This window comes from Paenibacillus sp. P22, from assembly GCF_000469945.2.
In the GTDB taxonomy this organism is placed as follows: domain Bacteria; phylum Bacillota; class Bacilli; order Paenibacillales; family Paenibacillaceae; genus Paenibacillus_O; species Paenibacillus_O humicus.
This window is the reverse complement of record NZ_CBRA020000161.1, coordinates 1-20,621: the sequence shown is the minus strand read 5'-3', so window position 1 is coordinate 20,621 and position 20,621 is coordinate 1. Positions and strand designations below refer to the sequence as shown.

Sequence of the window (20,621 nt, the reverse complement as noted above, 5' to 3'; positions counted from 1 at the left end):
CGAAGGGTTTGGTATTGGAGGGAATCATCATGTATACAAAAAGATGTTTGTTTTGCGACGCGATCGTGCCGGTGAAGGCCGGCCCGGCGCAGGAAGAGCGCTTTATCGGCTGCGACTGCGCGCCGGGGGCGGAATATTCGCTGGCCGAAGGAACGTACGACCGGCTCGGCATGCTCTCTTATCCGCGGCAGCGCGAGCTGTTCCCGCTGGCGTCGGCATATATACGGGAAATGGCGGACTGCGGCAAGGAAATCCGGCTAGACCTCGAGCAGGTCGAGATGCTGCCGGCATCACCGCAGGTGCCTGCGACGGTCGAAGCGAAAGCAGACAGGCTGCTGGCCTTCTTGCGCAGGAACAGCGAGTCGCCGGGAGATCCGGTCGTCATCCACCGCTTGTCGCGCAGCTATAATCTGACCTACTCCCAGAACCTGCAGGAGATGGTCTATGTCATCGAGATGCTGCGAGAGCAGGAGCTCATCGAACGGACGGGATCGACGTTCAGCCTGACGGAAGGCGGATGGAGCCGCGCGGAGCTGGCCGTATCCGGCCGCACGGCGAAAACCTGCGCGCTGGTGTTCGCCGACAAGGGCGGAGAGCTGCCGGAGTGGGCGGGCCATGTGCTGCCGCTGCTGCAGCAATGCGGCTACATCCCGCGCATCCTGACCCGGGATGAAGAGGACGGGCGAAGCCTGCTCGAGCAGGCTGCTGCTGCCGACCTGCTGCTGGCCGACTTGACCGGCAATCCGCCGGAGGCTTATCTGGCGACAGGCAGCGCCGCGGCTTCGGGCGTGCCCGTCATCTGGACGGTGCAGGACGGCGGCGCGGATAGCCTGCCTCATCTGGAAGGACTGACTCCGATCGTCTGGAGCCGGCCGGAGGAGCTGTCGGCTATTCTGCTGCAGCGTCTGGGCAGCGGCCTGCAGCTGCGCAAGACGGGCTGATCGGCATCGGCCGACTTCTCCAGGGAATCGACGAAAGGCTTCGCGCTTCGATATCGAGGCGCGAAGCCTTTTTTGTTTTTCCGCCGGTAGAGCCGATAGCCGTCGACGGATGGCCTGCGCGGCGGGATGCATATCCGGGCATCCGGACAACTCTTTTTGACTTGGAGCGGTCCGACTGTTTCAATAAAGCAGAAGGCGTGTATTGGAATCCATTCGAATAAGCCGGAGCATCCGGCATCATTCTATTAGCAGGGATCGGCAAGGGGGTATCCACCATGACGGCAACGGCAGCGTCCCGATGCGGTTCGGCCATTATGCTGACGGACAAGCAGGCCATGCAATTGGACAGCTGGAAAATCAAAGGCATTTATGCGGAGCAAGGCGGCAAGGTTCTGCTGGAGTGGACGGCCGGCGGCCCGGATCGTCCCGCTTCCATCTATTCCTGCACGAAGAGCGTGCTGTCGGCCTTGATCGGAATCGCGGTCGGACAGGGACTGATCGGCAGCGTCTCAGACCCGGTCTTCTCTTATTTGGACATGGAGGAGGAAGGGATCGCCAAGGCGATCGAAGACGATCCCCGCAAGCGGGACATTACGATACAGCATCTGCTCACGATGACGAGCGGCCTCGATTGGCCGGATTTCGACAAGCCGTATTGGGAGATGAAGAAGGCCGCATCACCGGCCGCATTCGTCCTGGGGAGAGAGCTCGCGCATGAGCCGGGAACGGCGTTTACGTACAATACGGGAGGCTCCCAGCTGCTCTCCGTTATTCTCACCCGCGCCGCGCAGGAAAGCCTGCCCTCGTTCGCCCGCAAAAATCTGTTCCGTCCGGCCGGCATCGGCAGCGCCAGATGGAACCGGCTCGGAGAAGGGCATGAGGCTGGCGCCGGACTGTCGATGAGCATGAAGGATTTGTCCCGGTTCGGAAGGCTTTATCTTCAGCAAGGAAGATGGAACGGCGAGGCGATCATTCCTCCGAATTGGATCGCGGACTCGCAGAAGCCTCATCATAAAGGTCTTCTTCATTACGAGCCGTCCATCTACGGCTGCTATGGCTATCATTGGTGGGTGTCCCCCGAAAGCAAGCAGGACGGCCCCGGCTACTATTTCGCCTTCGGATACGGGGGACAATACCTGTTCGTCATTCCGTCGCTGGACATGACGGTCGTAGTGCGCAAAAGCCTGGACGGACGGAACAAGTCGATCTATTCCCGCCGCGTCCTGACGGAGCTGGTCATCCCGGCCGCGACTGGACATACTTGGTGAGAAAGCGGGCATCCTAAGGATATCCAGGCAGCAGCCCCAATAGGAGGAATCAGAGATGAACATGAATGGACAGCAGGGAGCTTCCGGCTCGGAGGAGATCAACAGCCTTACGATGAGCTATGAGCAATTCCAGGAGCAGGTGCGCATGAAGCGCATCCAGGATCAGGAGGCCGGCAAGGCCGCCCTGCACCGTGCGGGAGCGGACAGCAGCGGCGAGAAAGTCCGCGGACTGGTGAACACGATGCAGGAGCTCGTCCACGAGCTGAGCATGATGGAAAATCAGATCCAGGTGCAGGCGGACGCGCAGCTGAGGCAAATCCGCAAGCTCAAGGAACGAGTGAGCGCGGCCGAACAGGAAGTCCGGAGCAGCATTTCCGGCGGACAGCAAACGCATTAGACGTCTCGCACGGCAACGGAACCGCCTTTCGTTCGGAACCGCAGCGCCTGCTGGAATCCGGCCTCTGCCGGTCCCTCGCAGGCGCTGTTTGGCATGGAGCCGGACTTTGGCCGGAAGCGCCGGTTTATGATATGCTGGTACCTAACCGAAAGGAGGCAGCGCCCTTGAATTCCGATTTCATTCCCGTTCGCGAGCTGGAGGGAACTCTGCTCTTATCGATCAAAAAGCCGGATTTCGGCATGACCGTCACCACTTCCGAACTTATCTATCATAAACCCCATGCCAACTATCATCTGAAGCTGGAGGACATGGTTAGCATCGTGCCGTTCGCCAATCCCAAGAAGCCTGCGGCTCCATTACGCGCCTATCAGGATGGGACCGCCGAATACGCGGTCAGCTTCACGGAAGGACCGTCTTACCGCATCCAGGTCGCCTCGGCGATGATGCATAACCGGAGCGGACGCTTTGCGCTGGGCGCGATGCAGTTCGTGCTGCCGCTCCCGAACCGGATGCTGCAGCTCATCGGAACCTATAGCGGCATGAAGCTGATTTGAACGCTATCCTCCGGGGATGTCCTCCCGGAGGATTTTTTGCGATTAAAATCGGGTCCGGAAGGTTATATTCAAGCATGTACGAATGAATGAACCGAAAGCGAGGAGAGGCAACATGGATGCACTCTATACAGCGGAGGTAACGGCCCGCGGCGGCCGTCAGGGCAGCGTCAAATCATCGGATGGCGTTCTGGATTTGCCGCTGGCGATGCCGAAAGGACTGGGCGGCAGCGGCGCCGAAGCGACCAATCCGGAGCAGCTGTTCGCGGCCGGATACTCGGCTTGCTTCGAAAGCGCTCTTCAGCTCGCTGCCCGCAAGCAGGGAATCGATGCAGGCGGAGCCGAGGTGACCGGCCATGTGTCGATCTTCAAGGAAGGGGAAAGCTTCGCTCTGGCGGTAAGGCTGGATATATCCATTCCGGGAGCGGAGCTGGAGCAGACCCGCAAGCTGGCTGAAAAAGCCCATGAGCTGTGCCCCTATTCCAAGGCGACAAGAGGCAACATCGAGGTCGAGCTCAATGTGCTGAAGAGTCAAGCCGCGCAGGCCTGAAAAACATGGCTCCTGTCCGCGCAGGTCTGAAGAGACATCGGCCATAGGCATCCTTCCCTCAGGGGGAGGATGTTTTTTTTCGTTAACCAGGAATGCAGGCATAGGAAAAAGAAAATTGAATAAAAATAAATAATAAAGTATATTTATACCTATGAGATTCAGTCAGATTCGGAGGGACTCCATTGAAAGCATACTATGAAGTTGAAGAGGCGGCGCTCAACAGCTGGCCGGCTCTGCAGACAAGAAGCCTGGGCGGATGGCTCGTCAAAGCCAATCAAGGGTATACAAAGAGATCCAATTCGGTTCAGCCGCTGCATCATTTCGGTCCGATGGAACAGCATCTGGAACATAAAATCAGCCGCTGCGAGCAGTTTTACCGGGAGACCAGCCAGCCTGCCATCTTCAAGATCACGCCGTTCACGGAGCCGGAGCATCTCGATTCCGTGCTTGCGCGACGCGGGTACCGGATCGCAGATCCATCCACGGTGATGGTAACGCCGATACCGGCCGCTGTGCCGGCAGGGGCGGGCGAGCTCGTGCTGGAGGACCAGCCGAGATCCTACTGGCTGTCCTTGCTTGTGGAGTGGAACGGGCTCAAAGCGAGCGAGGAGAAAACCTTCGTCTCCATGTTCGATTCCTCGCCGCTGCCTCGCGTTTTCGCTGTCTTGTATGCTCAAGGCCGGCCGGTCGCGCTCGGAGTCGGAGTGCTTGACGGGGATTACCTGGGGCTCTATGACATCGTGACGGCTCCTGACTGCAGGGGACGCGGCCACGCTGCCGAGCTCATCCGCGGCTTGTACCGCTGGGCGGCGCAGCGCGGAGTGCGCCAGAGCTATCTTCAGGTCGTCACCGGCAACAAGCCGGCAGAAGCGTTGTACGCCAAGCTCGGCTATCGCGAGGCTTATCCGTATTGGTACCGGGTGCAGCCGGAATAGCTGTCAAGTCTTTACTTTGCGAGGATCAGAGGTGTATAGTAGTCAGGCTGTCTCTGCGACGGGACGGCGTCAACAGACTGACCCGACATAAGAAAGGAATGCACCCTCTTGACGACTTCCGAAGATACGAAACCCGAACTGATTCCTACAAAAATATGGAAATGCCGCAACGCCGACTGCAAGGCATGGGTCCGCGACGAATTCGCGGCCGAGTCGCAGCTGTGCCCGATGTGCAAAGGCCCGATGCTGCGGAGCATGAGGCATCTGCCTGCCGTACAGAATAAAATCAAGCGCAAGCCGAAGCCGAAGGACGAGTACGGCTTGTAATCCGGCAGCTTACCTGATTTCGCCCCCGGCTGATGGCAGGCCGGGGGCGAGTTTTATTAGATGAAGAGGTCCGGACAGACATGTTCGATGCGGTGCGATATGGTACAATAAGACGAGTAGAACAGCTGGAGCCGGGCGGCGCCGGTCATTAGGCTCCAGCTCCTGAACGCCTCTCCGCGCTTGATAGGGCGGCCGGCAGGAGATGTGCACCAGACGCGGAAGATGGAAACTTTTCGCTGTCCATATTCGTCTCAATTTCGGGACGCCTTGGCCTTCGCGTCGGCTATTCTCCAGGCCAGCCAGGATATTCCCCAGGATAGGGCGAACAAGGCTGCAAGCATATAACCGAGCTCGGAAAATTCCAGTGCGGCGACGGCTTTCATGATCGGAGACTGCCAATGCAAGTAGCCGTCCAGCATCTGAACGATTTCGACGCCTCCGATGAACAGGGCGCTCGCCACGGAGAGGAACGTTACGGTCAGGTTGTAGCGAAGATGCCGTACAGGGGACTGCACCGCCCATTTGTAGGCACGCGTCATGAAGATTCCGTCCGCTGTGTCCAGCATGCTCATGCCCGCTGCGAACAGGATCGGGAGCGAAAGGATGGCGAAGGCGGGCAGCTCGCTCGCAGCCGCCGTAGCCGATAGCGCGAGAAGTCCGATTTCGGTCGCCGTATCGAAGCCGAGTCCGAACAGGAACCCGAGCGGATAGACATGCCAGCTCTTGCCGACAAAGGCGGTCAGCGGCTTGACGAGCCTGGCGATCCAGCCGCGCGACTCCAGCAGCCGGGCGAGCTCTTCCCGATGCTCGGCTTCCCGGTATATCCGGCTCAGCTTGAAGAGCTGGATGAGGACGGCCAGATTGGCCAGGCCGATGAGCAGCAGGAAAGTGCCGGAGACGGTGATGCCGATCCGGCCGCCGATTTCCTGCATGGCCGGCAGGCGCTCCTGCGCCCATTGGAAGGAAAGGGCGACGGCGAGCACCATGAGGAATACGACGCTGGAATGGCCGAGGGAGAAATAGAAGCCGACGCCCAGAGGACTGCGGCGGAGCTCGACGAGCTTGCGCACCGTATTGTCGATCGCAGCGATATGATCCGCATCGAATGCATGCCGGAGTCCGAGCGTATACGCCAGAATTCCGAGTCCCCAGAAGGCGGGATGATGGCTTGCAGCCAGGAACAGGCCGGCGAGCCCGGCTGCATGCAGAAGCAGGACGACAGCCGCGTATGCGGCCCAGGAACGGTCTTTGCGGACGGATGCGGGCGCGGAGGAGGATAAAGGCATGGACATGTCAGGTTACATCCCTTCGAGGCGGGTTTCACAGCGGATGGACGCTGCGCATCGCTAAAAGTTTTAGAAAATGTACCATCCTATTTCGAAGCGGTCAATAATGATGTCAGCTTTTATTTCATGAATGGATACGGTCGTTCAATTATTTCATGCTTGGTCATAGAAGGAGCGCGAGATGGAACATCTTTTCACACTTCAAGCCGAATGGCAGGGGGGAAGAGGAGGAGAGGGGACGATTGCAGCCGGAGGGCTGAATGCGGCTGTCTCCATTCCCTCCGTCATGGACGGTCCGGGCATCGGAACGAATCCGGACGAGATGCTGCTCGGAGCGGCATCGACCTGTTATCTCATCACGCTCGCCGCCATGCTGGAGCGTTCCGGCATCGAGCCGGAGAGGCTGTCCCTGCGGTCCGAAGCGGTCGTCGATACGACAAGCGGCGTGTATACGTATGTGTCGATCACGCATAAGCCTGATATCCTGCTGCCTGCTTCCGCTTCTGTCCGCCAGGCGGATACGGCGGGGAAGCTGGCGGAGAAGGCCGAGCGGACGTGCATGATATCCAAGGCCTTGCGGGGAAATGTCGCCGTGTCGGCTGTTCCTGAAATCGCGATCGGGCAAGAGAAAGGAGGCAAGCCATGAAGGGCGCCAACGGCAAGCCTCCGCAAATCGTCGGCAGGGATGAAGAGAAGGACTATGTCATCCGCAGGCAGTTCATGTTTCGGCTCAATGCGTTCTTTTTTGCCGCTTTCGTGCTGTTCGGCATCCTGATCGTGCGGCTGGCGGTGCTGCAGTTCGTAGAGGGACCGACGCTGAAGGCGCAGCGGGAATGGCAGGGCACGAGCAAGGTGGCCATTCCTCCGTTCCGGGGGGACATCCTCGATTCCGACAAGAAGCCGATCGCCTTCTCGACGTCGACCCAGACGCTTACGTATACCGTCCAGGACGAGCGCAAGCCGGAGATCGCCATCGAGATGAGCAAGAAGCTGGCCGAGGTGTTCGCGAGGCTCACCGACAAGGATGATCCCGAAGGCAAGCTCACCGCGGAGGAAATCCAGAAGAAGATGGACCTCAACTTCCGGACGAACACGATTTCCGTGCCGCGCAAGATCAAGTCGGACCTCAACAATAAGGAAATCGCTTATTTCCTGGAGAACAAGGAGCAGTTCAAGGGCGTCGACATCGTCGAGGAGAACGTGCGGAACTATGACTCCGACAAAGTCGCGGTGCAGCTCGTCGGCTACTTGCGCAGCTACCGCACCGCCCCCGAGACGCTGACCAAGTATAACGCGATCAAGGAAATAACGGATCCGACGGAGAAATACTCGCCGGAGGAAACGGTCGGTTACGACGGGCTTGAGTACTTGTACCAGGAGCAGCTGCGCGGCAAAAACGGAGTCAAGACGTTCCCGGTCGACCGCCTGCAGCGGATCATCGGTCCGCCGGAAGTCGAGGCGCCGACCCGCGGCAACGATCTCGTGCTCACGATCAACCGCTCCGTGCAGCTGACGGCGCAGAAAGCGATGACGGAGCAGATCGACAAGCTGCGCCATTCGACGACGAAGCCGGAGAACGCCGGCAACAAGGCGAAGATCGGCTTTGCCGTGGCGATGGAGGTCGATACCGGCAAGGTTGTCGCCATGGCCAGCATGCCGGACTACGATCCGAACCAGTGGAAGGACGGCACGCCTTCCAAGGAAGAGCTGTTCTACTTTACGAGGAACGGCACGATCCGCTCTGTATCGCCTCCGTATGCGACGGACAAGGAGCAGACGAAGCATACTCCTTCTCTCGTCTACCTCGGTTCGACGCAGAAGCCGCTCTCCATTCTGATCGGTTTGAATGAGGGCTTGTTCTCGGCCACGGAGGAATACCATGATGTCGGCTACTACAAATTCGGTTCCACAGGCTCCGAGAGGACGATCCGGAATGCGAGCAACAAAGCGAACGGATACATCAACGCTTCCGAAGCGATCGCCCATTCCTCCAATGCGTTCATGTCCGCCATGGTCGGCGAGCGGCTGCTGAAAAAATACGGCAAGGATGCTGTCGGCGTATGGGATAAATACATGAAGGAATTCGGCCTCGGCGTTTCGACGGAAAGCGGGCTGCTCGGCGAGCAGAAGGGCGTGGAGGACTATACGCATGATGCGAAGGAGTCCAGCAATATTTCCGCGCTTGTCGGATCCTCCTTCGGGCAGCTCGGCAAATATACGACGCTGCAGCTGGCCCAGTACGCTTCCATGCTCGCCAACAAAGGCAAGCGCATGAAGCCTCAATTCGTGAACGAAATTCTCGATCCGTCAGGCAACGTCGTCCAATCGTATAAGCCCGAGGTGCTTAACCAGGTCACCTTCCCGGATTCCTATTGGAACACGATCTACAAAGGAATGGCCAAAGTAAGCGTGCAAGGCTTCGAAGGGGTCAGCTATTCTTTCCTGCGCAAGACAGGAACATCGCAGCAGACCGTTGCGGGCGGCGTGAAGGTGGAAAATTCCGTATTCATCGCCTTCGCTCCGGCAGACAAGCCGAAGCTGGCCGTCGCGATTGTCATTCCCGAGGGCGGTTACGGCGGCTGGGGAGCCGCGCCGGTCGCCCGTCAAATCTTCGACGCCTACGACCAGGCGGTCGGGCTTAACGGCGTACCGAAAAAAGCATCAACCCATCCTTGACCGGGCAAGCTGATGGAAAAGGCCATGAAGGAGCTTGACCCATGTCAATGGAGACCGGAACGGCGAAGGGCCGCTGCGAGCTGTGCGGGAGATCCGGAGTCAGCTTGACCGAGCATCATCTTACGCCGCGGGAGCAGGGCGGAACATTTAAAGGCACAGCCCTTCTCTGCCCTCCCTGCCATCGCCAGATCCACGCGCTTTACACCAATGCAGACCTCGTGCTGCGCGAGCTGACGACACTCGACGCTTTGCGGGCGGACGAAGCGATCGCCGCTTTTATCCGTTACATCCGCAAGCAGCCGCCATCTTCCATGCCCAAGCTCCGCAAATCAGTCCGCGTCCGCAATAAGCATTGAGACGGAACAAAAACCGCCATTTCGGCGGTTTTTGTTTTTGGCTGTGTTAAACTCAAATGTTGATTTTTGAGCATAAGAAAACCGCATTGAATGAAGGCGGTTCATTGAGCTATCGTTGTCCGTTAGCTCAATTTCAACCAGGATATGGGTTCATCATGGAAACCTTTTTTCACCTGCTCATTTTGTTCGCTCAAAAGAATACAGAAAAAATTCCATATCTATATTCCTAAAATTCTTAGTATCTTTATCAATAATATTCATACCGTTTCGAACCGCAACTTTTTGAGCGGCTATATTTGTGTCCCTAATAATAGAATAAACCCTAATTGCATTAAGAACTGAAAAAGCGTATTCCTTGCAAGCAATTGCCGCTTCTGCTGCGTAACCTTTGTGCCAATATGCTTTTTGAAACAAAAATCCTATTTCCAAAATTTCTTTTTCTCTCCAGCCTTGCATTGTCAAGCCACATTGACCAATCATTTCGTTTGTTTCTTTTAATACAACAGCCCAAAGTCCAAAACCATATTCTTCATATCTTTTAAGATGTCTGTTAAGCCAATTTTGTGCTTCTTCTAAGTTGAATTCTCTTCCATAAGCAGCACGCATTACTTCCTCATCACACAATATTCCGCACAATGCATCATAATCGGACTGCACCATTTCTCTAATTATAAGACGTTTTGTTTCGATCAAAACTCTCCCACCTTTCTATTGCATCAATAACCTTCCAAAATTTCTTATCCTGCCAGTTAGCTTAACAGGAGTAAGCAGACAGCCGAAGCTTTTTATTCGTGTCGTCAACAGTGAACAAGCACGATTTGAACAACATATTCTTCTTTTTCGATGAGGTATTCTCATATTCCTTGCTGTCTATATAACGGAACCATGTCAAATAGTGCTGCAAATATTTGGTTGCAACGCCATTGAAGCGGTCCATCCATTTTTTTAAGCGGCTGTGGTAGCTGTTCACGTTTTAGATATGGTAAACGCCCTTAACGCGCTGTTTTCCATCGGATTTGAATCGGTAATGAGCCGAACCTTTTGAATTCGCATAAGAGCTAAACGCCCTCCACGAATCCGTGCAAAGCACGTTTGAGTCGGATAAATGCCCGCCGATCGCTTCATCCAACTTCGTTGTCTTGATACAACCACGCCCAAGAAAACCAGAGTCGGCCATCTTCTGACGGTCACGCTCTCAAATGAGCCCGTTGGCAGCAGGGCTTGGAGCCCGTTCATGCGAAGCATTCCTGCGTTATGATATACTGATACGGTGAAAATGGCAGGATGCCACCAGGAAGAAGGATTCGATATGTTGAAATCTGTTGGAGCCGGCTCCCGTTCTCAAGGCCGCAATCTTTTCTATTATTTGTTCGTTCTGATGCTGGCCAAGCTGGAGTGGATGCGGTACAACCTGTTCGGCGGATTGGAGCCGCTTGCCGTAGTCGCCGACTTTGCATCCCTGCTCGTGCTGGCGGGGCTGCTGGAGCTTCTAACCCCGCGCCGCGGCAAAGGACCCGCCTACTGGGGGTTCAATCTCGTTTATTCTCTCGTCTTGTTTGCGATCACGTTATATTTCAGCCATTTCGGCTCTGTGGCGACCTATACCGCTCTCGGAAACCTCAACCAGGTCTATGGGATCCGGGAGAGCGTGGACGCGACCATCCAGCCGATGGACTACATCTACTTCGCGGACGTCATCCTGATTGCCGTGATATGGATGCTGCGCCGGACGCGCGGACGGAAAATCGAGGGACGCAAAGGACTATGGAAGCCGGCTGCGGCCCTGCTTACGGTTGCCGGACTCGCCGGCAGCTTCTGGTTCATCCGCGATGCGGAGGCGACCCAGAGCGAGCTGGCGCAGGCCGAGAGCGTCGGCGTCTTCAATTATCAGGTCGTCAGCGCGATCAAGATCCGCGAGGAGAACAAGGAGATTGCGTCCGGCGATATCGGCAAGACGATTCAGGAGATCGAGGAGCTGCAGGCTTCGTATCCGTACCGCAAGGACGAATCGGCGCCGCTTCAGGAGTTCGGAGCCGCCAAGGGGACGAATCTGGTCATCATCCAGATGGAGGCGTTCCAGAATTTCCCGATCCATCTGAAGCTGCAAGGCCAGGAACTGACTCCGAACCTGAACAAGCTCGCGAACGAGGGATACTATTTTCCTCATTTCTTCCAGCAGATCGGCCAGGGGAATACGTCGGATGCGGAATTCATGACGAACACGTCCATCTACCCGACCGGGACGATCGCCATGTCCACCGGCTACGGCAACCGCAAGCTTCCGAGCCTGCCGAGACTTCTTCAAGGCGAAGGATACGAGGCGAATACGTTCCATATCAACAATGTGGGCTTCTGGGATCGGAACAAGCTGTACCCGGCGCTCAACTTCGACAAGTATTATGACAAGCCGTTCTACAACAACGACCATTTCAACAGCTTCGGCGCATCGGATGAGGAGCTGTACCGGGTCGCCGCAGGGAAAATGGCGGAGCTCAGCGGAAAAGGGAAGCCGTTTTACGCCCATCTGATCACGACATCGAGCCATTTTCCGTTCCAAATCCCGAAGGACAAGCAGACTCTGATCGAAGATGAATCCCTGGCCGGCTCGCAGCTCGGCGATTACCTGCAGGCGATCCATTACACGGACGATGCCGTCGGGATGCTGGTGGACAGGCTGAAGGCCGAGGGGTTATGGGAGAACACGACTCTCGTCATTTACGGCGATCATTTCGGCTTGCAGCCTCAGAGCAACGATCCGGCCTTCATCCAGCAGGAGCTCGGAATTCCTTATCACAATCAGATTTCCCGGTTCAACATTCCGCTCATCATCCGAGTTCCCGGCCAGCAGGGCAAGGTCGTCGAAGGAATCGGAGGGCAGCTCGACATTCTTCCGACCGTCGCCAACCTGATGGGAATCTCGCTGAAAAAAGAAGGCTTCACTGCATTCGGACGCGACTTGCTGAATACCGACCGCAATATTCTCGGAGAACGTTATTACTTGCCGTCGGGCTCGTTCATCAACGAAGAGATCCTGTTCGTGCCGGGCAAAGGATTCGAGGACGGGAAGGCGGTCTCCTTGAAGACGCTGCAGCCGGTCGCCGACTTCTCCAAGTACCGGAGCGATTACGATTACACGATCAAGCTGCTCGGGCTTTCGGATGCGTATGTGAAGCTTCTGCCCAAGCGTTAGCTGCTGTGACCGGAGAGGCGGCCGATAGCAGGCATGACGAAGAGCATGAAGGACAGGAAGAACTTGAAGGACATGATGAGATGAAACTGACGAAGACTTGAGGAACAAACCAAACATGAAGGCAGAAGGGAATGGTTGAAACATGGACCCATTGTATGTATTCGTCGGCTCCTATGCGGAACCGGATGGAAGCGGCTTGTATGCCTACCGCTGGAATGAAGACGAGCTCAGCCTGGATCTGCTGGCGGAGGCGGACGGGCTCAAAAATCCGACCTTCCTGAACATCGATCCGGCCGGACGTTTTGTGTACGCCATTTCCGAGGGAAAATCGCCGGAAGGAGGCAAAACGGGCGCCGCCGTCTCGTTCCGTTTCGATCCGCTGGACAATTCTCTGGAAAGGCTGAGCGAAGCGGCTACTACGGATGGCCCGACCTGCCATATCCAGCGGGATCCGGACAGCCGCCATCTCGTCGTCGTCAGCTATCATGGCGGCATGGTGGGCTTGATGGAGCTGGACGCAGACGGGAAGATCGGTCCGAGGCTGGACCAGCAGCAGCATGAGGGCCATAGCGTGAACGAGGAACGGCAGGACCGCCCGCATCCGCATTCCTCGCAGTTCAGCCCCGATGGCCGGTATGTGTTCGTCCAGGATCTTGGCCTTGATCTGATCCGTACCTATGCCGTTGAAGAAGGCGCCCTGAAGCCTGTGCGGGACAATGACATCCATGCGGGAGCCGGACCCCGGCATTTGGCGTTCCATCCGGACGGCCATATCGCATATGTCATCAACGAAGTGGATTCAACGGTCAGCGTGCTGGAGTATGATGCGGAAACAGGAGGCTTGACGGAGCTTCATTATCTTCCGACGCTGCCGGAGGGCTACGAAGGGGAGAACACCTGCGCCGAGATTGCCGTCTCCAGCGATGGACGCTTTGTCTACGGCTCGAACCGGGGGCATGACAGCATCGTCGTTTATGAGGGATCGGATGAGGGCCGTCGGCTGAAGCCGGTTCAGCATATCCATACCGAGGGAGAGCATCCAAGGCATTTCGCCTTGACGCCGGATGGGAACTGGCTGTTCGCTGCGAATAAAGATACGAACAACATCGCTCTCTTCCGTGTCGACCGCCAATCCGGCAAGCTTCAGTATACAGACCGTAGCTTTGAAGTCTCGCAGCCGGTCTGCGTCATGCCTTTCAACCTATAGGGCTTCGTGAGCGACAGGCAAGCAGTGGACTGCTTGCCTGTTTTTTTGTTGCGAAGATAAGGGAAAGGCGGCATGCGGTGCATCCGGCAAAAGCGTTGGGATCGCGGCGAGGATGGGACTGAATAATGGAGAGGGAGAGATGGACATCGGGAATCTCGTGTTCCTGTCGAAAATTAAATTTATTAAAATGATTGAAATCGGCAGGAAATTGATTAATAAAATCGAAATAATAAAATTAGTGAATATAATGTATCGAAAAGAGGCCATTTAATGCGGGACATGCCATTTGCGAAATTGCTTGCTGTCATCTTTTTTCTTCTTGCTGGAATCGCGGGCACTGTCCTGCTCGCCCCTCCGGCTTCCGACTTTCCGGCGGAGCCGGCAGCGCCGGAGCTGCAAGGAAGCGCCGCTCACAGCCAGCCGGTCTACCGCTGACGAGGCGATTCATCCGTTATCGGGATGATTAAGTATTCTATAGATGAATGGAAGCCATTCTAAAACTAGGATACATAATCGAAAGGATGATGAAAGATGACCGTCAGCCGGCTGCTGGAAGGAAAAGTGGCGATCGTTACAGGAGGTGGCTCCGGCATCGGGAGAGCCGCCGCGCTTGATTTTGCCCGTCATGGAGCGAAGGTCGGTTTTCTGGACCGCACACCGGATGATGCCGAGAAAGTCAGGGACGAAATCCAAAGCGAAGGCGGAGAGGCTATCGTGACGGCGACCGACGTCAGCGACGCCGCTGCGGTCGAGGCTGGCATCCGTTCCGTATACGAGCGTTTCGGGCGAATCGACGTCGTGTTCGCGAACGCCGGCATCAACGGGGTGTGGACGACGATCGAGGACCTGGATGTGGACGATTGGGACGAGACGCTTGGCATCAATCTGCGCGGCACGTTCCTCACGGTGAAGTACAGCATTCCGCATCTCAAGAAAAACGGCGGCAGCATCATCATTACGAGCTCCATCAACGGCAACCGGATCTTCAACAATACCGGCGCCAGCGCTTACAGCTCCTCCAAAGCCGGGCAGGTCGCCTTCATGAAGATGGCTGCGCTGGAGCTCGCCCCGCATAAGATCAGGGTGAACGCCGTTTGTCCGGGGGCGATCAACACCCATATCGACGACAGCACGATCAAAACCAAGGAAGCCGAGGAAGCTGCGATACCGGTGGAATATCCCGAGGGCTCCCATCCTCTCGCCGGGAAGCCGGGCAAGGCTGCCCAGGTCGCGGATCTCGTCACTTATCTGGCATCCGATCTGTCCTCCCACGTTACGGGCACCGATATATACGTGGATGGAGCGGAGTCGCTGCTGTAAGCCAAAAAAACGCATGGCGCCATGAGCGCCATGCGTTTTTTTTTTTATAACCGGCAGGACGAGCTGGAATACGATTACGGCCGTGGACTCCTGCGGAGACCGGTCAGCCAAACGCCGGGAACGATCTCGACCCGGCCGCTCTCCTCGAAGCCGAAACGGAGATAGAGCTGCACTGCGGGATCGTTGGCCGTGCCTGTCGACACCCGGTATTCGGAGTTCGAGTACAGGCCGAGAGCAAAGCGAATCAGGGAACTCCCTATTCCGCGCCTGAAAAAATCGGGGTGGACGACAAGGCGGGCGATCGTGACGATGCCCGAAGGCTCGCGCTCGATCGCGACGGCGCCGGCCAGCCTGCCGTCGAGACGGCAGCCGTAGAAGACGGCAGGGGAGGCGAGCAGAGCTTCATGGGTTTCCCCGATCTGGGGAATGCCGTCGAAGCCGATCAGTCGGGCCTCTTCCCGATAGGCGGCCGTCTGCAAGGCGCGCAATTGCTCCGATACGGCTGCGTCGGTTACGTCAAGACATTCGGCCTGGAATTTGGATTCGTTCATTTTTCATCCTTCTTTCGTCTGCTCGTGGTTGAAGCGGTTTTGGCCCGTTCGCGGAAGCGCCGGACCTTCATCAGATTGCCGCAGCATTTATCGTCGCAGTAGCGCTTCGAGCGATTGCGCGTCGTATCGTAATAAATCCAGCGGCAGTCGGGATTGTCGCATATTCGGAATCGTTCCAGCTCTCCATGGGCAAGGGAGTCCGCGTAGGAAGCGGCTATTTTCGCCATGATGCCTTGCCAGCCGGATTCCGAGGGAATCTCGACGAGAGAGAGGGCTCCATTTCCGAAGGACAGCCTTTTGGTATAGGGGCTGGAGACGAGTGCGGAGTTGAGGCAGGCAAAATCGGTATCGGATAACGGAGGAGCCTCCTCGACACGGACAGAGTCGCTGATACGGGAAGTCAGCTCCCTGAGGCTGCCGCGGAGCGTCCGCATCGCTTGAAGCTCCTCAGGCGAAGGCGGACCGGGATCGACGAGGGCGTGCTCGGTCAAAAATTGAGATCTCCAGGCGGGACGTTCGAGCCGCTCCTCGCTCGCGCCGCTGCCTCTCCAATCGTACCACTGGCTGTTCAAGTAATCTTCCCAGATCATGATGCCCGTCCTCCATGCCGGTTCAGTATGAAACGTTCTAAATTATAATAGATCGTTACATCAAAAGCGGTTTCGGGTATACTGTCGACAGAACCACGTAACCGGCTATACGACATTATATCGTTACATCCCATTCTCTACAAGGAGGACGACAACCAATGGCCCGAATCAAAACGGAGTTGCTGCAGAAAGGCTGGGAGCATGCTTACGACAAGGAGGACTGGCAGCCGCCGCTCGGCATGGCGCTGGAAGGCGTAACGGAGGAGCAGGCCGACTGGCGGCCGCCAGGCGAGGCAGGGAATACGATCCGCGAGAACGTGCACCATCTGATCTTCTACAAAGAGCGTTTTCTGAACAAGTGGTACGGAGTCGAGACTCCTGCTCAGCCGCGGATCAGCAACACCGACACGTTCCAGCCGGCTGTCAACGGAGCGGAAGGCGAAGCTTGGGAGGCGACGAAGAAACGTCTGGCCGAAGCCCATGCGAAAATCGGATTCATCATTGAAGCCATGGATGATGCGGTGTACGACAAGGATGTTGTCAAGGACAGCCCGGCTGGCCCTTGGCTTACAAGCCTGTACGTGCATGACGCTTATCACTGCGGCCAGATCATCCTTCTTCGCAAGCTGCAGGGCTCCTGGTCGCCAACCCGATCGTTCGACTGAAAGCATGCCTTGAAAAAGCCGCCAGGCTGCGCAAGTCGCAGCCTGGCGGCTTTTTTGTCATGGAAAAGGAGCGTTCACGAGCGCATCGAGCTCGGGGTCGGCAGCCAGCGCGGCAGGGGACAGCTCGAACGACTCGCAGCCGAGATAACGGCGGAAGGAGGCGAAGCCTTGCCTTACGCTGCCGCGGATTTCTTCGTTCCATTCGACTCCCGGCTCCGGCCACCATCCGAGAATGATGCGGCGATCCTTGCTTCCCTTGATCCGGCCGGGCTCGAAACGGGCGACCATGCGGTCGCCGCAAAGGACGGGCAGCACATAATAGCCGTACAGCCTCGACGCGGCGGGCTTGTACACTTCCCATACATAATGAAAGCCGTACAGCTCCTTGACCAGCCTGCGGTCCCACAGCAGATTGTCGAGGGCGGCGAGCACGCTTGTCCGCGGCGGGCGGCTGGACCAGCGCGATGCCGGAGAAGAGGAGCTCCAGCGCTCCCAGTCCTCGCCGCGGACAAAATGAGGGGCGGTCAGCCCTTCGGCTTCGACCTGCACGAGCAGCCCGTCTTCCAGCAGCTCCAGAAATCCCCGCTTGCGGTCGGCCGTGTTCATGAAATGCGTGCCGACCCATGCATCGGAAGCGCGGTAAGGCAGCAGGCCGACGCCTCCGATCCGGCGCATCAGCCTCCATTTTCGGTAGTCCTGCTCGGACGGATTCGGATCGGGCGCTTGCAGGAGCGCTTCCGGAAAATGCTTTTCGGCCAAGTCGTAGGCTTTCTGGTTGCGCTGCTTGTGATGGACGATCAGCTCGCCCCATAGATTCATGCTTTCCATAACGGCTCTCGATACCCTAGCCGGAGCCCACGCCCAGTCCATTTTCTCCTTGTGCTCCAAATCCCGTGACAGCAGCGGCCCCCGATCCCGGAAGGCCTGGCGGACGGAAGGAAGAAGCTCGCGGATCTCCTTGATATCGGCGTAACGGTCATGCGCCTGCCGGCGCCCCCGGGCGAAATAGGGCCAATCGCTGCTGCTGTAGATGCTCATGACCTTGTCCCAGCCGTCCAGCAGCCGCCTGTCGTCATATAACAGCTCCTCCAGCATCGCGGGGCTGAAGCCGGGAATTCTGGACTGAAGGACAAGCTCGGCATTGCGTCCGGCCTGGTCCAGGGGATCGAACTGGATGCAGCCTACGCGCGAGATGAACGAGAGAATGCCTTCCTTGCCCTCGAATTCCGGCGTCGGTCCAAGGCCTTGATGGTCCAGCATGAAGCGGCGCGCTTCGGCTGAGGATAGTTGAACGATATTTTTCCCCATGGTTCAAGCCTCGCTTTCCTGTATCCGTTCGAGCCGGCTTCCTATCCATTCGGAAACGGGGAACGGATGTTCCTGATTGGGATTATACCGGAATGTCTTCGATACCGAAAGGCCGTTTCAGCATTATTTTTCCAGACGAAATGCGTCAGCTTCATGTCTGATTTCATCCCATCTCGGCATCTGCCGGGCCGGTTGTTTTGACAGAGTGACCAAGCGGGATTGACCGTCCTGTCTAATGCTTTTGGATCCCCTCCGGAGTACGATTAAGCAGATGGCAGCAATCAGAACATGAAGCTCACGCAGGATAAAAACGTCCACGAGGGGGTTTGAATCGGATGGAAGCGGGTTCGGCGGTTGCAGCGGAGATCGAAATGAAGGGAATCGGAATGGACTACGGCGGAGGAGGACAGTCTCCGGCCGTGCGGGACGTATGCATGACCGTCCGCAAGGGAGAATTCGCCGCGCTGCTCGGACCGTCAGGCTGCGGCAAGACGACGCTGCTGAGGATGATCGCGGATCTGCTGGAGCCTACGTCGGGAGAGGTGAGAGTATCCGGGTCGGCTCCGCGTGCAGCTCGGCTGGCCGGCAAGCTCGGCATGGTGTTCCAGACGCCGGCTTTGTTCGAATGGAGGAGCGTGCGGGCGAACGTTGAGCTGCCGCTTGAGCTGGCGGGCGTTCCGCGGACAGACCGCAGGGAACGGTCCGAGTCGCTGCTGAGGCTCGTCGGTCTGGAAGGATTCGGCCTCCGCTACCCTTGCAGCTCAGCGGGGGGATGCAGCAGCGCGCTTCCATTGCCCGCGCTTTGGCGATGAAGCCGGATATCCTGCTCATGGATGAGCCTTTCTCGGCACTCGACGAATTCACGAGAGAGAAGCTGAACGAGGAGCTCCTATCCGTGTGGGGCCACACAGGATGCACCGTTGTTTTCGTCACGCACAGCATCGCCGAGGCCGTCTTCCTGTCGGATCGGGTGTTCGTCCTTTCCCCCCGTCCCGGGAGATTGGCGGCAGCGGTGGATATTCCGCTGCCGCGGCCTCGGGATGCGTCGACGAGGGCGCTCCCGAGCTTTCACGAGCTCGTGGACGGCATCAGGGGGCGGTTCCGCGAGGCGTCGGCGTGAAGGCGGCGGCGGCAGCCAGAATCATGCCGGCTCTTGCTTGGGCAGCCGCAGCGCTGGCTCTGTGGCAATCCGGCGCTTGGCTGCTGCAGCAGCGGGGAGTGGCGCTGGCTTCGTCCAAGCTTCCTTATCCCTATCTTGTCGCCGAAGCGCTGTTCCGCAACGCCGGGAGCTTGCTTGCGGAGGCGGCTGTGACGCTGCTCAACGCATGCGCAGGCTTTCTGCTGGGTGCGGCTGCGGGAGTGGCGCTGGCGCTGCTCATGAGCTTGTCGGCGACGATGGAGCGGATCGCCGCTCCGTATGCGGTCGCCTCCCAGATGGTGCCGATACTGGGGCTGGCGCCGATAGTGTACGCCATTTTCCGGGACGAGAATACGGCGAGAGTGCTCATTGCCGGTTATATTTCCTTTTTTCCGGTCGCGCTCCATACGCTTCGCGGGCTGCAGTCGGTACGTCAAGAAGATCGGGATCTGCTTCATGTCCTTGCATGCGGACGATCGGCCTCTTACCGGGTGCTGCGGCTGCCTGCGGCTCTGCCGGGAATGTTCACGGGCTTGAAGGCGGCCGCCCCGCTCGCTGTGACCGGTGCGATTCTCGTGGAGCTGATGGGCGCTCAGCGCGGCATCGGAGTGCTTATGCTGCGTCATCTATACTACGGCCCGACCCATGCGGCGCTGTTCTGGTGCACCGTACTGCTGGCGGCAGCTCTTGGCATCGCGGCATACGGCATAACGGCGGCGCTCGAGAATACGCTGCTGCCTTGGAGCCGAACGTCGGGACGACGTCAAGGGAGGGGGCTGCGATGAGCATGCCTTATTCGACATCGAGCGCAAGGAGCGGGAAGGAAGCATCCGGGAAAGTCGAAGCCGAGCGGGCCTCCGGCGTTTCGGACTATTTTGCCGTCCTCGTCACGGTAGAGGCGACGGCTGAGGGAGCTCTGAAGGGAGACGGTGAAGCCGGAGCTGCTGATGCTGCCCGCCAGTACGGAGCAGCGGATCCGACTGCCGAAGCAGAAGCAGGTGTCGAGCTCGGAGCGGCAGCAGGTGCCGAGGTCGGTGCTGAAGCATCGGATGCATCCGCCGCAGCCGATGATCGGAACAGAACCCGAACTTCGCCTAAGGCAGCTCCAGCGGAAAAGGGCCGATTCATGCGGCAGGGTACGGCCGCATGGGCTCTGCCGCTAGGCGCGGGCCTTGCCCTCGCTGCGATCTGGCAGGCCGGGCTCATCCATGCCGTTCTCGGCCTGGCAGCCTATCAGCTGCCGCTGCCCTCGGCGATCTTCCGGGCGGCAGCGGACAACGCCGGCCTGCTGTTCCGCTCCGCAGGCTACACGCTGCTGGAGGCGGCGGCGGGCATCGCCGCCGGCACCCTGCTCGGCTGGCTGGC

Annotated in this window: 23 protein-coding genes and 2 pseudogenes; 19 read left to right on the top strand and 6 right to left on the bottom strand. The window is 57.9% G+C overall.

Annotated features, from left to right (window positions below):
* Window positions 1-29 precede the first annotated feature (29 nt).
* The 7 genes from BN871_RS20195 (at window position 30) to BN871_RS20165 (ending at window position 4,969) form a co-directional block, all read left to right on the top strand.
* Window positions 30-941 (top strand): MarR family transcriptional regulator, encoded by a 912-nt coding sequence (locus tag BN871_RS20195; RefSeq protein ID WP_048748524.1) that lies wholly within the window; start codon window positions 30-32, stop codon window positions 939-941.
* 275 nt (window positions 942-1,216) lie between these two features.
* Window positions 1,217-2,209: a serine hydrolase gene (locus BN871_RS20190; protein ID WP_048748523.1), complete on the top strand. Its 993-nt coding sequence runs from the start codon at window positions 1,217-1,219 to the stop codon at window positions 2,207-2,209.
* A gap of 55 nt (window positions 2,210-2,264) precedes the next feature.
* The gene (locus tag BN871_RS20185) at window positions 2,265-2,606 is read left to right on the top strand and encodes a hypothetical protein (protein ID WP_021878582.1); all 342 of its coding nucleotides are present in this window, start codon (window positions 2,265-2,267) and stop codon (window positions 2,604-2,606) included.
* Between the two features lie 164 nt (window positions 2,607-2,770).
* Window positions 2,771-3,160 carry a hypothetical protein gene (locus tag BN871_RS20180; RefSeq protein WP_048748522.1) on the top strand — a complete coding sequence of 130 codons (390 nt, stop codon included), beginning with the start codon at window positions 2,771-2,773 and terminating at the stop codon, window positions 3,158-3,160.
* Between the two features lie 112 nt (window positions 3,161-3,272).
* A complete protein-coding gene (locus BN871_RS20175) occupies window positions 3,273-3,707 on the top strand; it encodes an organic hydroperoxide resistance protein (protein WP_048748521.1) in 435 nt (144 codons plus the stop codon).
* A gap of 182 nt (window positions 3,708-3,889) precedes the next feature.
* Window positions 3,890-4,642, top strand: coding sequence for a GNAT family N-acetyltransferase (locus BN871_RS20170; protein ID WP_021878585.1), 753 nt, complete (start codon window positions 3,890-3,892; stop codon window positions 4,640-4,642).
* 108 nt (window positions 4,643-4,750) lie between these two features.
* A complete protein-coding gene (locus BN871_RS20165; protein WP_021878586.1) occupies window positions 4,751-4,969 on the top strand; it encodes a cold-inducible protein YdjO-related protein in 219 nt (72 codons plus the stop codon).
* Between the two features lie 251 nt (window positions 4,970-5,220).
* Here the strand turns inward: BN871_RS20165 and BN871_RS20160 are convergent, their stop codons facing one another.
* Window positions 5,221-6,255: a HoxN/HupN/NixA family nickel/cobalt transporter gene (locus tag BN871_RS20160; RefSeq protein WP_048748536.1), complete on the bottom strand. Its 1,035-nt coding sequence runs from the start codon at window positions 6,253-6,255 to the stop codon at window positions 5,221-5,223.
* 181 nt (window positions 6,256-6,436) lie between these two features.
* Here BN871_RS20160 and BN871_RS20155 point away from each other — a divergent pair, with 181 nt between their 5' ends.
* Genes BN871_RS20155 through BN871_RS20145 form a run of 3 tightly spaced genes read left to right on the top strand, consistent with a single transcriptional unit; the run spans window position 6,437 to window position 9,287 of the window.
* A complete protein-coding gene (locus BN871_RS20155) occupies window positions 6,437-6,901 on the top strand; it encodes an SACOL1771 family peroxiredoxin (protein WP_048748520.1) in 465 nt (154 codons plus the stop codon).
* Window positions 6,898-8,931 carry a penicillin-binding protein 2 gene (locus BN871_RS20150; protein WP_021878589.1) on the top strand — a complete coding sequence of 678 codons (2,034 nt, stop codon included), beginning with the start codon at window positions 6,898-6,900 and terminating at the stop codon, window positions 8,929-8,931. The genes BN871_RS20155 and BN871_RS20150 overlap by 4 nt, the downstream gene beginning before the upstream one ends.
* Before the next feature lie 41 nt (window positions 8,932-8,972).
* Window positions 8,973-9,287: an HNH endonuclease gene (locus tag BN871_RS20145; RefSeq protein WP_021878590.1), complete on the top strand. Its 315-nt coding sequence runs from the start codon at window positions 8,973-8,975 to the stop codon at window positions 9,285-9,287.
* Between the two features lie 177 nt (window positions 9,288-9,464).
* On the opposite strand, the gene BN871_RS20140 is transcribed toward BN871_RS20145, so the two are convergent.
* Together BN871_RS20140 and BN871_RS29310 are read right to left on the bottom strand one after the other, a co-directional pair.
* On the bottom strand, window positions 9,465-9,980 hold the full coding sequence (locus BN871_RS20140) for a GNAT family N-acetyltransferase (protein ID WP_021878591.1): 516 nt from the start codon (window positions 9,978-9,980) through the stop codon (window positions 9,465-9,467).
* A 61-nt stretch (window positions 9,981-10,041) separates the two neighbouring features.
* A pseudogene (locus BN871_RS29310) lies at window positions 10,042-10,479 on the bottom strand (IS1595 family transposase); the annotation flags it as partial.
* 117 nt (window positions 10,480-10,596) lie between these two features.
* On the opposite strand from BN871_RS29310, the gene BN871_RS20135 reads away from it, so the two are divergent.
* The 4 genes from BN871_RS20135 (at window position 10,597) to BN871_RS20125 (ending at window position 15,004) form a co-directional block, all read left to right on the top strand.
* Window positions 10,597-12,477: an LTA synthase family protein gene (locus BN871_RS20135; RefSeq protein WP_048748519.1), complete on the top strand. Its 1,881-nt coding sequence runs from the start codon at window positions 10,597-10,599 to the stop codon at window positions 12,475-12,477.
* A 142-nt stretch (window positions 12,478-12,619) separates the two neighbouring features.
* Window positions 12,620-13,684, top strand: a complete 1,065-nt coding sequence (locus tag BN871_RS20130; RefSeq protein ID WP_021878595.1) for a lactonase family protein — start codon at window positions 12,620-12,622, stop codon at window positions 13,682-13,684.
* A gap of 270 nt (window positions 13,685-13,954) precedes the next feature.
* The gene (locus BN871_RS27910) at window positions 13,955-14,119 is read left to right on the top strand and encodes a hypothetical protein (RefSeq protein WP_021878597.1); all 165 of its coding nucleotides are present in this window, start codon (window positions 13,955-13,957) and stop codon (window positions 14,117-14,119) included.
* A gap of 96 nt (window positions 14,120-14,215) precedes the next feature.
* A complete protein-coding gene (locus BN871_RS20125) occupies window positions 14,216-15,004 on the top strand; it encodes an SDR family NAD(P)-dependent oxidoreductase (RefSeq protein ID WP_048748518.1) in 789 nt (262 codons plus the stop codon).
* A gap of 74 nt (window positions 15,005-15,078) precedes the next feature.
* Here BN871_RS20125 and BN871_RS20120 read toward each other — a convergent pair whose 3' ends face one another.
* Window positions 15,079-15,555: a GNAT family N-acetyltransferase gene (locus tag BN871_RS20120; RefSeq protein ID WP_021878599.1), complete on the bottom strand. Its 477-nt coding sequence runs from the start codon at window positions 15,553-15,555 to the stop codon at window positions 15,079-15,081.
* Entirely contained in the window at window positions 15,552-16,145 is a 594-nt protein-coding gene (locus tag BN871_RS20115) for a CGNR zinc finger domain-containing protein (protein ID WP_048748517.1), read from the bottom strand. Before BN871_RS20115 ends, BN871_RS20120 begins: the two co-directional genes overlap by 4 nt.
* 158 nt (window positions 16,146-16,303) lie before the next feature.
* Here BN871_RS20115 and BN871_RS20110 point away from each other — a divergent pair, with 158 nt between their 5' ends.
* Window positions 16,304-16,810, top strand: coding sequence for a DinB family protein (locus BN871_RS20110; RefSeq protein WP_048748516.1), 507 nt, complete (start codon window positions 16,304-16,306; stop codon window positions 16,808-16,810).
* A gap of 57 nt (window positions 16,811-16,867) precedes the next feature.
* Here the strand turns inward: BN871_RS20110 and BN871_RS20105 are convergent, their stop codons facing one another.
* Window positions 16,868-18,118: a DNA glycosylase AlkZ-like family protein gene (locus BN871_RS20105; protein ID WP_053087022.1), complete on the bottom strand. Its 1,251-nt coding sequence runs from the start codon at window positions 18,116-18,118 to the stop codon at window positions 16,868-16,870.
* A gap of 335 nt (window positions 18,119-18,453) precedes the next feature.
* On the opposite strand from BN871_RS20105, the gene BN871_RS29765 reads away from it, so the two are divergent.
* From BN871_RS29765 to BN871_RS20090, 4 genes and pseudogenes are all read left to right on the top strand, one after another.
* Window positions 18,454-18,930 (top strand): ATP-binding cassette domain-containing protein, encoded by a 477-nt coding sequence (locus BN871_RS29765; protein WP_269745446.1) that lies wholly within the window; start codon window positions 18,454-18,456, stop codon window positions 18,928-18,930.
* Window positions 18,891-19,238: an ABC transporter ATP-binding protein gene (locus tag BN871_RS29760; protein ID WP_269745445.1), complete on the top strand. Its 348-nt coding sequence runs from the start codon at window positions 18,891-18,893 to the stop codon at window positions 19,236-19,238. Before BN871_RS29765 ends, BN871_RS29760 begins: the two co-directional genes overlap by 40 nt.
* Window positions 19,235-20,041 carry an ABC transporter permease gene (locus BN871_RS20095; RefSeq protein WP_021878604.1) on the top strand — a complete coding sequence of 269 codons (807 nt, stop codon included), beginning with the start codon at window positions 19,235-19,237 and terminating at the stop codon, window positions 20,039-20,041. The genes BN871_RS29760 and BN871_RS20095 overlap by 4 nt, the downstream gene beginning before the upstream one ends.
* Window positions 20,038-20,621, top strand: a pseudogene (locus tag BN871_RS20090) (hypothetical protein); the annotation flags it as partial. The gene BN871_RS20095 and the pseudogene BN871_RS20090, both read left to right, overlap by 4 nt.

Bases quoted from the DNA above. Each gene is read 5' to 3' on its own strand.
- BN871_RS20195 (WP_048748524.1), top strand. From the start codon at position 30: ATGTATACAAAAAGATGTTTGTTTTGCGACGCGATCGTGCCGGTGAAG.
- BN871_RS20190 (WP_048748523.1), top strand. From the start codon at position 1,217: ATGACGGCAACGGCAGCGTCCCGATGCGGTTCGGCCATTATGCTGACG.
- BN871_RS20185 (WP_021878582.1), top strand. From the start codon at position 2,265: ATGAACATGAATGGACAGCAGGGAGCTTCCGGCTCGGAGGAGATCAAC.
- BN871_RS20175 (WP_048748521.1), top strand. From the start codon at position 3,273: ATGGATGCACTCTATACAGCGGAGGTAACGGCCCGCGGCGGCCGTCAG.
- BN871_RS20160 (WP_048748536.1), bottom strand. From the start codon at position 6,255: ATGCCTTTATCCTCCTCCGCGCCCGCATCCGTCCGCAAAGACCGTTCC.
- BN871_RS20155 (WP_048748520.1), top strand. From the start codon at position 6,437: ATGGAACATCTTTTCACACTTCAAGCCGAATGGCAGGGGGGAAGAGGA.
- BN871_RS20150 (WP_021878589.1), top strand. From the start codon at position 6,898: ATGAAGGGCGCCAACGGCAAGCCTCCGCAAATCGTCGGCAGGGATGAA.
- BN871_RS20145 (WP_021878590.1), top strand. From the start codon at position 8,973: ATGTCAATGGAGACCGGAACGGCGAAGGGCCGCTGCGAGCTGTGCGGG.
- BN871_RS20135 (WP_048748519.1), top strand. From the start codon at position 10,597: ATGTTGAAATCTGTTGGAGCCGGCTCCCGTTCTCAAGGCCGCAATCTT.
- BN871_RS20130 (WP_021878595.1), top strand. From the start codon at position 12,620: ATGGACCCATTGTATGTATTCGTCGGCTCCTATGCGGAACCGGATGGA.
- BN871_RS27910 (WP_021878597.1), top strand. From the start codon at position 13,955: ATGCGGGACATGCCATTTGCGAAATTGCTTGCTGTCATCTTTTTTCTT.
- BN871_RS20125 (WP_048748518.1), top strand. From the start codon at position 14,216: ATGACCGTCAGCCGGCTGCTGGAAGGAAAAGTGGCGATCGTTACAGGA.
- BN871_RS20120 (WP_021878599.1), bottom strand. From the start codon at position 15,555: ATGAACGAATCCAAATTCCAGGCCGAATGTCTTGACGTAACCGACGCA.
- BN871_RS20115 (WP_048748517.1), bottom strand. From the start codon at position 16,145: ATGATCTGGGAAGATTACTTGAACAGCCAGTGGTACGATTGGAGAGGC.
- BN871_RS20110 (WP_048748516.1), top strand. From the start codon at position 16,304: ATGGCCCGAATCAAAACGGAGTTGCTGCAGAAAGGCTGGGAGCATGCT.
- BN871_RS20105 (WP_053087022.1), bottom strand. From the start codon at position 18,118: ATGGGGAAAAATATCGTTCAACTATCCTCAGCCGAAGCGCGCCGCTTC.
- BN871_RS29765 (WP_269745446.1), top strand. From the start codon at position 18,454: ATGGAAGCGGGTTCGGCGGTTGCAGCGGAGATCGAAATGAAGGGAATC.
- BN871_RS29760 (WP_269745445.1), top strand. From the start codon at position 18,891: ATGCAGCAGCGCGCTTCCATTGCCCGCGCTTTGGCGATGAAGCCGGAT.